Annotated in this window: 10 protein-coding genes; 9 read left to right on the top strand and 1 reads right to left on the bottom strand. The window is 70.6% G+C overall.

Translation table 11 applies throughout. The annotated features are described in order from the left end of the window. Positions 1–221: 221 nt before the first annotated feature. From ACWC0C_RS05640 to ACWC0C_RS05615, 6 genes are read left to right on the top strand one after another with little or no spacing between them, the layout of a single operon-like run. The gene (locus ACWC0C_RS05640; RefSeq protein WP_450861848.1) at positions 222–1508 is read left to right on the top strand and encodes an ABC transporter substrate-binding protein; all 1287 of its coding nucleotides are present in this window, start codon (positions 222–224) and stop codon (positions 1506–1508) included. A gap of 5 nt (positions 1509–1513) precedes the next feature. After that, complete coding sequence (locus ACWC0C_RS05635; protein ID WP_450861846.1) at positions 1514–2401, top strand: carbohydrate ABC transporter permease; 888 nt, start codon at positions 1514–1516, stop codon at positions 2399–2401. Further along, positions 2398–3303 carry a carbohydrate ABC transporter permease gene (locus ACWC0C_RS05630; protein WP_449196848.1) on the top strand — a complete coding sequence of 302 codons (906 nt, stop codon included), beginning with the start codon at positions 2398–2400 and terminating at the stop codon, positions 3301–3303. The genes ACWC0C_RS05635 and ACWC0C_RS05630 overlap by 4 nt, the downstream gene beginning before the upstream one ends. Before the next feature lie 26 nt (positions 3304–3329). Beyond that, complete coding sequence (locus ACWC0C_RS05625) at positions 3330–4586, top strand: glycoside hydrolase 5 family protein (RefSeq protein WP_450861843.1); 1257 nt, start codon at positions 3330–3332, stop codon at positions 4584–4586. After that, positions 4583–6616 (top strand): endo-beta-N-acetylglucosaminidase, encoded by a 2034-nt coding sequence (locus ACWC0C_RS05620; RefSeq protein ID WP_450861841.1) that lies wholly within the window; start codon positions 4583–4585, stop codon positions 6614–6616. The genes ACWC0C_RS05625 and ACWC0C_RS05620 overlap by 4 nt, the downstream gene beginning before the upstream one ends. Positions 6617–6652: 36 nt before the next feature. Beyond that, positions 6653–9676: an alpha-mannosidase gene (locus tag ACWC0C_RS05615; protein WP_450861839.1), complete on the top strand. Its 3024-nt coding sequence runs from the start codon at positions 6653–6655 to the stop codon at positions 9674–9676. Positions 9677–9806: 130 nt separating this feature from the next. On the opposite strand, the gene ACWC0C_RS05610 is transcribed toward ACWC0C_RS05615, so the two are convergent. Further along, the gene (locus ACWC0C_RS05610) at positions 9807–10532 is read right to left on the bottom strand and encodes a FadR/GntR family transcriptional regulator (protein ID WP_450861837.1); all 726 of its coding nucleotides are present in this window, start codon (positions 10530–10532) and stop codon (positions 9807–9809) included. Positions 10533–10695: 163 nt separating this feature from the next. On the opposite strand from ACWC0C_RS05610, the gene ACWC0C_RS05605 reads away from it, so the two are divergent. The 3 genes from ACWC0C_RS05605 to ACWC0C_RS05595 are packed head-to-tail and all read left to right on the top strand — an operon-like array spanning position 10696 to position 14268. Further along, positions 10696–11760, top strand: coding sequence for a sugar ABC transporter substrate-binding protein (locus ACWC0C_RS05605; protein ID WP_450861835.1), 1065 nt, complete (start codon positions 10696–10698; stop codon positions 11758–11760). Further along, positions 11757–13247 (top strand): sugar ABC transporter ATP-binding protein, encoded by a 1491-nt coding sequence (locus ACWC0C_RS05600; protein WP_450861833.1) that lies wholly within the window; start codon positions 11757–11759, stop codon positions 13245–13247. Before ACWC0C_RS05605 ends, ACWC0C_RS05600 begins: the two co-directional genes overlap by 4 nt. Continuing rightward, entirely contained in the window at positions 13240–14268 is a 1029-nt protein-coding gene (locus tag ACWC0C_RS05595; protein WP_450861831.1) for an ABC transporter permease, read from the top strand. The genes ACWC0C_RS05600 and ACWC0C_RS05595 overlap by 8 nt, the downstream gene beginning before the upstream one ends. Positions 14269–14304 lie beyond the last annotated feature (36 nt).

The following is a 14304-nucleotide window of genomic DNA, read 5'->3' as shown; positions in this document are numbered from 1 at the left end:
TTTCTCCCCCCTTCCTGACGAAGCTTGCTAATGCGCTTGAGTGTCAAGACCCTAAAGCGCATTAGCGATCGACGGCAAGGTCTCGGCCAGATATCTCTGACCTGCACTAATGAAGAGCCAATTTCTTTAGTTCGGATGACTGCATTGACTTTCTCCGAACGGCGCGGGCATGGTCTTCGCCGCCACCAACAAGCCCGATGCGCCAAGGGAGTCGTGTCCTCGTGCCCACATCTCGCAGAGCCCTCGCCGCCGCTGTCGTCGCCCTCGTTCTGCCGCTGAGCGCCTGCGGTTCGGGCGGTGACGGTGGCGGCTCGACCGACGCCTCCGGCAAGGTCGAGGGCGACATCACCTTCCAGACCTGGAATCTGCGCGCGAACTTCAAACCGTACTTCGACGGCCTCATAGCCGACTTCGAGAAGAAGTACCCCGGCACGCATGTGAAGTGGGTCGACCAGCCCGCCGAGGGCTACCCCGACAAGCTGAGCGCCGACGCCGGCGGCGGCACCCTGCCCGACGTCGTCAACGTCTCCCCGGACCTGGTCGCCCCGCTCGCCAAGGCGGGCCTCGCCCTCGACCTCGACAAGGCGGCCGGAAAGTACAGGTCCGAGTACCTGGGCGGCGCCTGGGCCAGTCACCAGGTGCCTGGCATGAGCGGCACGTACGCCTTCCCCTGGTACCTGAACACCGGCCCGCTCTTCTACAACAAGGCCCTGTTCACCAAGGCCGGACTCAACCCCGGCCGGCCACCGAAGACGTACGACGAACTCTTCGCCGACGCCCTGCGGATGGCGCAGAAGAGCGGCGGGAAGGTCGCCACCCTCGCCAACGTGCCCACCATCGAGGACTTCGGCCGCTACGGCGTCACCCTGATGAACAAGCAGGGCACCGCGTTCGCCTTCAACGACGCCAAGGGCATCGAACTGCTCACCAAGTACAAGGAGTTGTACGACGCCAAGGCCCTCGACCCGCAGGCGCTGACCGCGACCCCGGAGTCCTCCGGCAAGAAGTTCCTCACCGGCGCCGTCGCCATGAACCCCGGCAGCGCCCTCGACCTCGACAACTTCAAGAAGAACGCGCCGAGCCTCTACCAGAACATCGGCATCACCGACCAGATCACCAGCACCGGGCACGTCAACATGTACGTGATGGGCGTGATGGTCAACTCCCGCACCAAGCACACCCCGGCGGCCGTCGCCTTCGCGCACTTCGTCACCGACGCGCAGAACCAGATGTCCTTCGCCAAGAAGGTCGCCATCTTCCCGAGCACGGCCGGATCCCTGAACGACCCGTACTTCACCAAGGAGGACGGCACCGACGAGACCCGGGTGCGCATCGCCGCCGCCAAGTCCCTGAAGAACGCCGTGAATTACACGCCCGTGCTGTTCAGCGACCAGATGAAGACGGCGCTGCGCAACGAGGTGGCCAAGGCGCTCCAGGGCAAGGAGAGCCCCAAGCAGGCTCTCGACAACGCTGTCAACGCCGCCAACCGTCTCCTCCAGCAGGGCTGACGGCCATGGCCACACCCGTCCGCATCAGGCGCCAACTCCCGTTCAGCCCCTGGCTGTTCGCCGCGCCCGGGCTGCTCGTCACCGGCGCCTTCGTGCTCTATCCGTTCGTCTCCACCCTGGTGAACTCCTTCACCGACCGCCGCACCCTGCTGCCGGGCCACTTCGTGGGCCTCGCCAACTTCCGCGAGCTGCTGCACGACGACATGTTCTGGACCGGCCTGCGCAACAGCACCCTCTACGTCCTCGGGGTCGTACCCGCCCTGGTCGTCCTGCCGTTGCTGCTCGCGCTGCTGGTGCAGAAGAACATCCCCGGCATCACCTTCTTCCGCTCCGCCTTCTACACCCCGGTCGTCGCCTCGATCGTGGTGGTCGGGCTGATCTGGGTGTGGCTGCTCGACGAACGCGGCCTGGTCAACTCGCTGCTGGAGACCGTCGGGATCGGCCGGGTCGGCTTCCTCAGCGACCAGTGGCTGCTTCTGCTCAGCGCGATGGCGGTCACGGTGTGGAAGGGCCTCGGCTACTACATGATCATCTATCTGGCGGCGCTGGCGAACGTGCCCCGCGAACTGCACGAGGCCGCCGCCGTGGACGGCGCGGGACCGGTGCGCCGCTTCTTCGCGGTCACCGTGCCCGCCGTCCGTTCCACCATGGTGCTGGTCGCCGCGCTGTCCTCGGTCGCCGCGTTCAAGGTGTTCTCCGAGGTGTATCTGATGGCCGGCCCGAGCGGCGGCCCGGCCGGTGAGGACACCACCCTCGTCATGCTCGTCCAGCGCACCGGCACCGGCCTGACCGGCCGCGTCGGATACGCCTCCGCGCTCTCCGTCGTCGTGTTCGCCGTCACCGTCGCGCTGATGCTGCTCGTGCTGCGCGCCGACCGCAGGGAGGAGCCGTGAGCGTCCTGGAGAAGGCGCGGCCAAAACCGCCGGTCACCGTGCGCAAGGATCCGCGCGTCACCGACCAGCACGGCCGCCGTATCCGCGTCGGCGAGCTGGCCTGGCGCTACCTGCTGCTGCTCGCCGTCCTCGCCCTGACCGTCGGCCCGTTCCTCTGGCAGCTGTCCACCTCCCTCAAGAGCACCACCGAGGACATCTACAGCTCGCCGCCGTCGTTCCTCCCCGCCCACCCCACCCTGCACAACTACACGCGGGTCGCCGACACGATTCCCGTCTGGGACTACGCCCTGAACTCCCTCAAGGTCGCCACCGCCAACGTCGTGACCAACTGTGTCGGCTCCGCGCTCGCCGGGTACGCCCTGGCCCGGCTGCGCTTCCGGGGCCGGCGCGTGACCACGCTGGTGTTCGTGCTGGCCATGCTCGTGCCCGTCGAGGGCATCGTCATCGCCCAGTTCACCACCATGCGCGAACTCGGCCTGAACAACACGCTCGTCGGGGTCGTCCTGCCCGGCGCGATCGGCGCGATGAACGTGCTGCTGATGCGGGGTGCCTTCCGCAACCTGCCGTACGAGATCGAGGAGGCGGCCTACGTCGACGGCGCCAACGTCTGGCAGCGGTTCCTGCGCGTCGCGCTGCCCTCGGTGAAGGGGACGGTGGCCGTCGTGGCCATCTTCGCCTTCATGGGCGCCTGGGACGACTTCCTGTGGCCCTTGATCGTCCTCAGCGACCCCTCCAAGTTCACCCTCACCATCGGCCTCAACTATCTGCACGGCACCTTCGCCAACGACGAACGCCTCGTCGCCGCCGGCACCGTGATCGCCGTGGCCCCGCTCATCGCCCTCTTCGCCTGCCTGCAGCGGTACTTCTTCCGTGGGGTCGGCGAAGGCGCTGTCAAGGGCTGAACACCCGTACACGACAAGGACACTCCATGCCTCCTGCCGTGCGCTTCGGCGTCAACTACACCCCAAGCGTCGGGTGGTTCCACCACTGGCTCGACTTCGACCTCGACTCCGTGCGCGCCGACCTCGACGCGATCGCCGCGCTCGGCCTCGACCACATCCGCGTCTTCCCGCTGTGGCCCTACTTCCAGCCCAACCGGACCCTGATCCGCCCGCGCGCCGTCGAGCAGCTCGTGACCCTCGCCGACGCCGCCGCCGAACGCGGCCTCGACGTCAACGTCGACGGGCTGCAAGGGCACCTGAGCAGCTTCGACTTCCTGCCCGCGTGGACCCGGACCTGGCACCGGCGCAACCTGTTCACCGACCCGGACGTGGTCGAGGGCCAGGCCGCGTATCTGCGCGCCCTCGCCGCCGCCCTCGCCGACCGGCCGAACTTCCTCGGCATGACCGTCGGCAACGAGGTCAACCAGTTCGCCGCCGGCCCCCACCCCGACCCCGACCGGATCACCTCCGAGGAAGCCGAGCGGTGGCTCACCCGGATGCTGGCCGCCTGCGCCGAGGGCGCCCCGGACCGGCTCCATCTGCACGCCTCCTACGACGCCGCCTGGTACCAGGACGACCAGCCCTTCACCCCCGGCCACTCGGCCCGGCTCGGCGATGTCACCGCCGTGCACTCCTGGGTGTTCAACGGCACCGCCCAGCGCCACGGCCGTACCTCGGTGCCGGCCGAGCACCACGCCGCCTACCTGGTGGAGCTGAGCAAGGCCTGGGCGGACGCACCCCACCGGCCGGTGTGGCTGCAGGAGGTCGGCGCGCCCGCGCCGCTCGTGCCCGCCGAGCACGCCGCCGCCTTCGCCGAGGCGACCGTCACCCACGCCCTGGACTGCCCCGACCTGTGGGGCATCACCTGGTGGTGCTCCTACGACGTCTCCCGCGACCTCGCCGACTTCCCCGAACTCGAGTACGGGCTCGGCCTGTTCACCGACGACCGGCGGCCCAAGGACCTCGCGCGCGTCCTGGCCGACGCCGCCCGCTCACCGCACCCGGACCCCGCCGTGCGCGCCACCGCCCTCGTCGTACCCGACGATCCGGCCCGCCGCTCCCGCTGTGCCCCCGGCGGCCCCGTCTTCGACGCCTTCTTCCGGCTCGTCGCCGACGGTGCCCGCCCCACCACCGTCCTCGACACCCGCGCGGACGACAAGGACCACCTCGCCGCGCGCGGCATCACCGAGGTCGTCACTCCCGACCAGGTACTCCCCACCCCACACGGAGGCACCCGCTCGTGAACCCCAGCAGACGCACCGTCCTGATCGCCGGAACAGCCGCCGGCCTGTTCCCGCTGCCCGCCATCGCGGCCGTCCGCCCCAGAGCCGCAGCGACCCCGCCGTACGCCTCCTACTGGTACCCGGACTCGCTCCCCTCCGGCAGCCCGGGCACCGGCATCACCTGGCGCAGCCTGAAGAGCTGGCGCGCGGCCGACGACCCCGACCTCGCCTTCAACGCCGCGTCCGTGCCGCTCGCCACCCGCTTCACCCCGACCCCGGCGAACACCACCGCCCGCTCCGGCCAGGCCCGCATCCAGGCCCTGGTCTCCTTCGCCCCCACCTCCGGCAATCCCTCCCAGGGCTCGGCCACCGCCGACTACTACGCCCTCACCCACTGGGCCTACCTGGACGAACTGGTCTTCTGGGGCGGCTCGGCCGGCGAGGGCCTGATCCTCGCGCCCAACGCGCCCATCGTGGACGCGGCCCACCGGCACGGCGTCCCGGTGCTCGGGAACATCTTCCTGCCACCGGTGGCGTACGGCGGACAGCTCCAGTGGACCCGGGACCTCGTGCAGAAGGACGCCGCCGGGCACTACCCGCTCGCCGCGCAGCTCGTCGCGGTCGCGGCGGCCCACGGCTTCGACGGCTGGTTCGTGAACGCCGAGACCGGCGGCGGGAACAGCGCGCTGGGCCAGGCCATGCTCGGGTTCGTCAAGGAGCTGAAGGTGCTCGGGGCGGCGCGCGGACAGCGCGTGACCTGGTACGACGCGATGACCGTGAACGGCACGGTCAGCTGGCAGGGCGCGCTGGACAGCCAGAACCAGGCCTTCTTCCAGGCCGCCGACGACATGTTCGTGGACTTCCGGTGGAGCGCCGCCACGCTCGCCGCCTCGGGCACGAAGGCGGACCGACTGGGCCGCAGCCGCTATGAGCTGTGGGCGGGCGTCGACGTCGAGTCGAACGGGTCCGGTACGTCGGTGAACTGGGACGCGATCGTGCCGGCCGGCCGGCCGCACATCACCTCGGTCGGCTTCTACCGGCCGGAGTGGACCCGCAACCACCTGCCCGCCGACCAGAGGGCCCCAGAGGACTTCCACGCCGCCGACGACCGGTTCTGGACGGGGCGGTCGCTGGACCCGTCGCGGCCGGACGCGAGCGACCCGTGGCGGGCACCGGCGGTGTCGGTCGCCGACCGGTCGACGGTGACCGCGCTGCCGTTCGCGACCGTCTTCAACACCGGGCAAGGGCTGCGCTGGTACGAGGACGGGGCCGTCACCTCGGACGCGGCCTGGAACCATCTGGGGCTCCAGGACCGGCTGCCGGGGCGGCGGTGGGCGGTGCGCACGGCGGGGCAGCGGCCGGCGGTGTCCTTCGACTTCGCCGATGCCTGGCGGGGCGGCAGCAGTGTGCTGGTGGACGGTGAACTCGATCAACCAGCCGTGGTGGAGCTGTACGCGACCCGGCTGCCGATCGGTGTGAACACGGTTGTCGAGCTGACGTTCCGGGCCGACGCGGGTGCCGTGAACGTCGAGCTCGCGGTGGCGACGGCCGAGCCCAGCAGGGCCGGGGCGACGCCGCCGTACACATATCTGCCGGTGAACCCGGTCAACAAGGGTATGCGTGTGAAGTGGGTCAACGGCTGGCAGACCGTGACGCTTCCGCTCACCGGGACCGGACTGACCGGCACCATCCACGCCCTGGGCGTCCGGCTCACCGCCACCCAGGGCCCCGTCCGCTGGCGCCTGGGCGGCCTCGCCGTCCGGGACGCCGTCACCGCCCCGGCGGCCCCCACGGGCGCCCGCGTCACCGCAGCGAGCGGCGGCGATCTGCGCCTCGCCTGGAACGCCTCCCCCGGCGCCGTCCGCCACTACGAGCTGCACCGCCTCCTGCCCGACGGCACCCGCAGCTTCCTCGGCGGCACCTGCCAGCGCGCCTTCTTCCTCACCGGACTGCGACCCGAGCAGGGGGAGAAGGCCGCACGATTCGAACTGCGCGCGGTGGGGGAGCTCTACAACACCTCGACCGCCGTGACCGTCACCCATACCTGGTAACCACCCGGAATCCGTAACTCCGCAGGGAGCAGCCCGATGCATGACGACCGCACTCTGGTGGAAGCCCGCCTCAGGCGTGTCCTCGACGAGCGCATCCGCCCCGCCGTGTACCCCGAGTCCGTGCCGCTGCGGGTCGCGGTGTGGCACGCGCCCGGCGAGCCCGTACCGGTCGCGGACGGACTCGCCGCCGAGCCGGAGCCCATCGAGGTCGGCGCCCGGTGGGGTGCTCCCTGGGGCACGAGCTGGTTCCGGGTGACCGGGACCGTGCCCCAGGCGTGGGCCGGTCGGACCGTCGAGGCCCTGCTCGACCTGGGCTTCGACGAGAACATGCCCGGCTTCCAGTGCGAGGGCCTGGTCTACCGGCCCGACGGCACCCCCGTGAAGGGCCTGAACCCGCGCAACCAGTGGGTGCGCATCGGCGCCCCGGTGGCGGGCGGGGAGGAGGTGGTCCTGCACATCGAGGCCGCCTCCAACCCGGTGGTCCTCGACTACCACCCCTTCGTGCCCACGCACCTCGGCGACAAGGAGACGGCCGGCAGCGAGCCGCAGTACACGCTCACCCGTATGGACCTCGCCGTCTTCGACGCGTCGGTGTGGCAGCTGGTGCTGGACCTGGAGGTGCTCGGCGAGCTGATGGCCGAGCTGCCCGTGGACTCCGCACGCCGGCACGACATCCTGCGCGCGATCGAGCGTGCCCTGGACGCCGTCGACCTCCAGGACGTGAACGGCACGGCCGACCGCGCCCGCGCCGAGCTCACCGGTGTGCTGTCGGCCCGCGCCGTGCCCTCCGCGCACCGGATCAGCGCCGTCGGGCACGCGCACATCGACTCGGCCTGGCTGTGGCCGCTGCGCGAGACGGTGCGCAAGGTGGCCCGTACGACCTCCAACATGACCGCGCTGATCGAGGACGAGCCGGAGTTCGTCTTCGCCATGTCCCAGGCACAGCAGTGGGCGTGGGTGAAGGAACACCGGCCCGAGGTGTGGGCGCGGGTGAAGAAGGCCGTCGCCGAGGGGCGGTTCGTGCCGGCCGGCGGGATGTGGGTGGAGTCGGACACCAACATGCCGGGCTCGGAGGCGATGGCCCGTCAGTTCGTGCACGGCAAGCGGTTCTTCCTCGACGAGTTCGGCATCGAGAACGAGGAGGCCTGGTTGCCCGACACCTTCGGCTTCGCCGCCGGGCTCCCGCAGATCATCAAGGCGGCAGGCTCGAAGTGGCTGCTGACCCAGAAGATCTCCTGGTCACAGACGAACAAGTTCCCGCACCACACGTTCTGGTGGGAGGGCATCGACGGCACCCGGATCTTCACCCACTTCCCGCCCGTCGACACCTACAACTGCTCCATGAAAGGCGCCGAACTCGCCCACGCGGCACGCAACTTCAGGGACAAGGGCCGGGCCCGGCACTCCCTCGCACCCACCGGCTGGGGCGACGGAGGCGGTGGCACGACCCGCGAGATGGTCGCCAAGGCGGCGCGCCTGCGCGACCTCGAAGGCTCGCCCACCGTGGTCTGGGAGACACCCCGCGCCTTCTTCGCCAAGGCCGAGGCCGAGTACCCCGAACCGCCGGTCTGGGTCGGCGAGCTGTACCTCGAACTGCACCGCGCCACCCTCACCAGCCAGGCGAAGACCAAGCAGGGCAACCGGCGCAGCGAGCACCTGCTGCGGGAGGCCGAGCTGTGGGCGGCCACCGCCGCCGTACGCACCGGATTCGCCTACCCTTACGAGGAGTTGGACCGGATCTGGAAGACGGTCCTGCTGCACCAGTTCCACGACATCCTGCCCGGCTCGTCCATCGCCTGGGTGCACCGGGAGGCACGGGCGACGTACGAACGGGTCGCCGGGGAGCTGGACGGGATCATCGGTGCGGCGCAGCGGGCCCTGGCCGGGGAGGGGGCCCGGCAACTGGTCTTCAACTCGGCACCCCACAGCCGTAACGGCGTTCCCGCCGGAGGCGCCGGGGCACTGCTCCTGCGGGAGGGTACGCGGCTGTCCCCCCGCGCCGCGGGCGGCTTCCTCTTGGACAACGGCCTGCTCCGCATCCAGATCGACGCCCACGGCCTCGTCGTCTCCGCGTACGACGTCGAGGCCGACCGCGAGACCGTCGCCCCAGGCAAGGCGGCCAACCTGCTCCAACTGCACCCCGACTTCCCGAACATGTGGGACGCCTGGGACGTGGACTCCTTCTACCGGAACACGGTCACGGACCTCACGGACGCCGACGAGGTGAGCGCCGGCGAGGACGGGATCTCCGTGCGGATCGTCCGCTCCTTCGGCGACTCCCGGGTCTCCCAGGTGCTGTCGCTGCCGCCCGGCGAGCGCCGGCTGGTCGTGGACACCGAGGTCGACTGGCACGAGACGGAGAAGTTCCTGAAACTGGCCTTCCCGCTGGACCTGCACGCCGAACGGTACGCGTCCGAGACCCAGTTCGGGCACGCCTTCCGTCCCACGCACACCAACACCTCCTGGGAGTCCGCCAAGTTCGAGGCGTGCAACCACCGCTTCGTCCACCTGGAGGAACCCGGCTGGGGCGTGGCGGTCGTCAACGACTCGACGTACGGCCACGACGTGACCCGCACCGTACGCACCGACGGCGACCGCGGTACGACGAACACGGTCACCACTGTTCGGGTCTCTCTGTTGCGTGCCCCGCGCTTCCCCGACCCCGAGACCGATCAGGGCGTCCACCGCTTCCGGCACGCCCTGATCCCGGGCGCCTCCCTCGCCGACGCGGTCCGCGAGGGGTGGCGGATCAACCTGCCGGAACGGCACCTGACCGGCGCCCACGAGGTCGCCCCGCTGATCAGCGTCGACAACGACGCCGTCGTGATCACGGCGGTGAAGCTCGCCGACGACGGCAGCGGCGATGTGGTGGTCCGCTTCCACGAGGCCCACGGCGGCCGGGCCCGGGCGAGGCTCACGGCCGGTTTCGAGGTCGCCGACGTCACCGTGACGGACCTGCTGGAACGGCCGGTCGACGCGGAGCCGCCGGTGCGCGACGGGGACCGGATCACCGTACGACTGCGGCCGTTCGAGCTGGTGACGCTGCGGCTGCGGCGCTGACCCCGGGGCCGGGCCCGCGTCGGTCCGCCGGGGGTGACGCGGGCGCCGCCGGTTCGCCGGACGCGGACGGGTGCGCGTAACGAAGCGGCGACTGTGGCGCCCCGCCGCCACCGAACAGCAGGGCTGCCGGCTAGACCGCGGACTCCTCGCCGCTCCGCGTGGTGAGCTGCGCCCGCAGCCACTCCTCCACCTCGCCCACATGCGCCGCTGCCGCCGCGCGTGCCGCCTCCGGGTCGCGGGCCATGAGGGCGCGGTGGATGGCGGCGTGTTCGCGGCGGGTGCGGGCGAAGGCGCCCTCCTCCTGGTAGCCGCGCCAGACGCGGGCGCGGAAGGTGCGGGAGGACAGGCCCTCCAGGATGGCCGCCATGGTCTCGTTACCCGCGGCGGCGGCGATCTCGCGGTGGAAGGCGAGGTCGTGGGCGAGGATCTCCTCGGGGTCGTCGGTGGCGTTCATCGCCGCCAAGTGCTTCTCCACGGCCGCCAGTTGATCTGCGGTGATGCGCGCGGCGGCCAGCGCGGTCGCCGTCGACTCCAGGATCCGGCGCACCTCCAGCAGCTCCACCAGCCGCGGGCCCCGGGACAGGTCCGCGACCACGCCGAAGGTCTCCAGCAGATCGCCGGCCTCCAGCGCGGTGACGTAGATCCCGGAGCCGTGCCGGGCCTCCAGGACGCCCATCACGGTCAGGGCGCGGATCGCCTCCCGCATCGAGCTGCGGGAGATACCCAGCCGGGCGGCCAGATCCCGCTCGGTGGGCAGCCTCTGGCCGGGCTCCAGCCGCCCCTCGGCGATCATCGCCTTGATCTCCTCGATGGCGCGCTGGGTCACCGTGCCCTTCTGCGGGGCTTCCTCGTCCACGCCGCTCCTCCAGTCACCGGGTGCGTCGCAGTGTATCCACGGGAGTGGTCCGACCACTACGCATGCGTTCCTGGATTTTCTCCCGCACGAGGGTGTTGTCACGGCCAAGTGGTCTGATAAGTATGCGGCGTCTGCTCGAACACCCTCGACGAGGAGCCGCGAGATGCCCGCCAGTACTGTGAGGAAGCGCAGCAGGTCCCGGATCATCGGCGCGGCGGCCCTGGCCGCCGGCGCCTCCCTCATGCTCGCCGCCTGCGGCAGCACCAAGGACACCGCGAGCGCGGGGAGCGGCGGCACCGGCAAGGTCGGCGTGATCCTGCCGCTGCTGACCTCGCCGTTCTGGCAGTCGTACAACGACTACGTGCCCAAGATGGCCACGTCCGAGGGCGTCGAGGTGCTGAAGACGGTCAACTCCAACAGCGACCCCTCCCAGCAGATCACGGACATCGACAACGAACTCACCCAGGGCGTCAAGGGGCTGGTGGTCGCGCCGCTGGACAGCGCCGCCGTCCAGGCCGGACTCGACCAGGCCGAACGCAAGGGCGTTCCGGTCGTCGCCGTGGACGTCGCGCCCGACAAGGGCAAGGTCGCCATGGTCGTCCGCGCCGACAACGTCGCCTACGGCGAGAAGGCCTGCGACTATCTCGGACAGCATGTGAGCAGCGGCAAGGTCGTGCAGATCATGGGCGACCTGGCCTCGGTCAACGGCCGCGACCGCTCCGAGGCCTTCCGGTCCTGCGTGAAGAAGAAGTACCCGAACCTCAAGGTGCTGGAGATCCCCGCCAAATGGGAGTCCGACACCGCCGCCGCCAAGCTCGACACGCTCCTCAACGCCAACCCCGACATCAAGGGCATCTACCTGCAGGCCGGCGGTGTCTACCTCGCGCCGACCCTGCAGACCCTGAAGTCCAAGAACATGCTGAAACCGGCCGGGCGGCAGGGCCACATCGCGATCGTCTCCAACGACGGCATCCCGCAGGAGTTCGACGCCATCCGCAAGGGCGAGATCGACGCCACGGTCTCCCAACCCGCCGACGCCTACGCCAAGTACGGCCTGTACTACATCAAGGCGGCGATGGCCGGGAAGACGTTCGAGCCGGGGCCGACCGATCACGGGTCCACGATCGTCAAGCTGCCCAGCGGCATCCTGGAGGACCAGCTGCCCGCGCCCCTGGTCACCAAGGCCAACGTCGACGACCCCAAGCTGTGGGGCAACGCGGTCAAATGAGCACACCGCTTGTGGAAGCCGAGGGGATCGTCAAACGGTACGGCCCCACCCTCGCCCTCGCCGACGGCCGGCTCACCGTCCGGCCCGGCGAGTCCCACGCCCTGGTCGGCCGCAACGGTGCCGGTAAATCCACTCTGGTCAACGTCCTCACCGGCCTCCAGGCCCCGGACGCGGGCACGGTCCACTTCGACGGCCAGCCCGCGCCCCCGCTCGCCGACCGGGACGCCTGGCGCCGCAAGGTCGCCTGCGTCTACCAGAAGCCCACGGTCGTCCCGGAGCTGACGGTCGCCGAGAACCTGTTCCTCAACCGGCAGCCGACCGGCCGAGGCGTCATCAGCTGGCGCCGGCTGCGCCGCGAGGCCGCCGAACTCCTCGGCACCTGGGACGTGCACGTCGATCCCGAGGCGCGCACCGCCGACCTCAGGGTCGAGGACCGCCAGATGGTGGAGATCGCACGGGCGTTGAGCTTCGGCGCCCGGTTCATCGTGCTGGACGAGCCCACCGCGCAGCTCGACAACCGGGAGATCGAGCGGCTCTTCACGCGCATGCGCTCCCTGCAGGACTCCGGCGTCACCTTCCTGTTCATCTCGCACCACCTCCAGGAGGTGTACGAGGTCTGTCAGACGGTCACCGTGCTGCGCGACGCCCGCTGGATCACCACCGCACCCGTCGCCGAGCTGCCGAAGGCGGCGCTGGTGGAGGCCATGGCGGGGGAGTCCGTCGCAGAACGGGCCATATCCGGAAGGGGAGTTGACGACCGCGCTCCCGTCCTGCTGGAGGCACGCGGGCTCACCTCGCCGGCGTACCGGACCGTCGACCTCACCGTCCGCCGGGGCGAGGTCGTCGGACTCGCCGGCTCCAGCGGCAGCGGCAAGACCGAGCTAGCCGAGTCCTTCGCCGGACTGCACACCCCGACCGGCGGCACCGCTCAACTGGACGGCAGGAGGCTGCCGTTCGGGAACGTGCGGGCCGCCCTGCGGGCCGGTGTCGGCTGTGTGCCGCGCGACCGGCACGAGCAGGGCCTCGTGTCCGGCATGAGCATCGGCGACAACGCCACGCTGAGCGTGCTGGACCGGCTCGGCCGGTTCGGTTTCGTCGCCACCGACGCCAGGCGCCGCTTCGCCGCCGAGCTGATCCAACGCCTCGACATCCATGCCGAGGGCCCCGACCAGCCCGTCTCCGACCTGTCCGGCGGCAACGCGCAGAAGGTCGTCATGGCCCGCGCCCTCGCCTCCGATCCCCGCCTCCTGGTCCTGATCAACCCCACGGCCGGCGTCGACGTGAAGTCCAAGGAGTCGCTGCTCGCCCGCATGGACAGCGCCCGCGACGACGGCACCGCCGTCCTCGTCGTCTCCGACGAACTCGACGACCTGCGCCGCTGCGACCGCGTCCTCGTCCTCTTCCACGGCCGCGTCGTCGCCGAGCACCCGGCCGGCTGGCGCGACCACGAGCTGATCGCCTCCATCGAAGGAGTTGACCATGGCTGACACCCGGGCCGCCCCGCCGCTCACGCCCCCGAAGACCCCGGACGCCCGCTCGGCCCGCACCGTGCTGCTGCGTCGCGCCCGTGAACTCGCCCTGGTCCCCGCCCTGTTGCTGCTCATGGTGCTCGGCGCGGTGGTCAACGACTCGTTCCTGACCGAGCGGAACCTGATCTCGATCCTCGGTGCCTCCGCCGCGCTCGCGATGGTCGTGCTCGCCGAGTCGCTCGTGCTGATCACCGGCAAGTTCGACCTGTCCCTGGAGTCGGTGGTCGGCATCGCACCGGCCATCGGCGCCCTGCTCGTACTGCCCGCGAGCCAGTCCGGCTGGGGCACCGGCTTCCCGGCGGCGCTCGCCCTGTTCGCGATCCCGGTGGTCGGCGCGGTCATCGGCGCCTTCAACGGCGTCCTCGTCGTGAAGTTCCGGCTCAACGCGTTCATCGTGACGCTCGCGATGCTCATCGTGCTGCGCGGCCTGCTGGTCGGCGCCACCAAGGGCAAGACCCTTTTCGGCATGCCCGACAGCTTCTACTCCCTGGCCACCACCACCTTCCTCAACGTGCCCATGTCGGTCTGGCTCGCCGCGGTCGCCTTCGCGGTCACCGGGTTCGTGCTGAAGTACCACCGCACCGGCCGCGCCCTGTACGCGATCGGCGGCAACGCGGACGCCGCCCGCGCGGCCGGCGTCCGCGTGGACCGGGTCATGCTCGGCGTGTACGTGATCGCGGGCGTGCTCGCCTCGCTCGGCGGCCTGCTGCAGACCGGGTACGTCGGCGCGATCAGCGCCAACCAGGGCCAGAACATGATCTTCACCGTGTTCGCGGCCGCGGTGATCGGCGGCATCAGCCTGGACGGCGGCAAGGGCACCATGTTCGGCGCCCTGACCGGCGTCGTCCTCCTGGGCGTCGTACAGAACCTGCTGACCCTCGCCCAGGTCCCGTCGTTCTGGATCCAGGCCATCTACGGCGGGATCATCCTCGTCGCCCTCGTGATCGCACGCCTGACGACGGGCCGCGCCCAGGACTGACGAGCCGTCACCCATCCGACGACCGAAAGGACTTCA

This window comes from Streptomyces sp. NPDC001709 (assembly GCF_053596375.1).
Note: the sequence above shows the minus strand (reverse complement) of the source record. Positions and strands in the feature narration are given on the sequence as shown.

Bases quoted from the DNA above. Each gene is read 5' to 3' on its own strand.
- ACWC0C_RS05595 (WP_450861831.1), top strand. From the start codon at position 13,240: ATGGCTGACACCCGGGCCGCCCCGCCGCTCACGCCCCCGAAGACCCCG.
- ACWC0C_RS05615 (WP_450861839.1), top strand. From the start codon at position 6,653: ATGCATGACGACCGCACTCTGGTGGAAGCCCGCCTCAGGCGTGTCCTC.
- ACWC0C_RS05625 (WP_450861843.1), top strand. From the start codon at position 3,330: ATGCCTCCTGCCGTGCGCTTCGGCGTCAACTACACCCCAAGCGTCGGG.
- ACWC0C_RS05635 (WP_450861846.1), top strand. From the start codon at position 1,514: ATGGCCACACCCGTCCGCATCAGGCGCCAACTCCCGTTCAGCCCCTGG.
- ACWC0C_RS05600 (WP_450861833.1), top strand. From the start codon at position 11,757: ATGAGCACACCGCTTGTGGAAGCCGAGGGGATCGTCAAACGGTACGGC.
- ACWC0C_RS05605 (WP_450861835.1), top strand. From the start codon at position 10,696: ATGCCCGCCAGTACTGTGAGGAAGCGCAGCAGGTCCCGGATCATCGGC.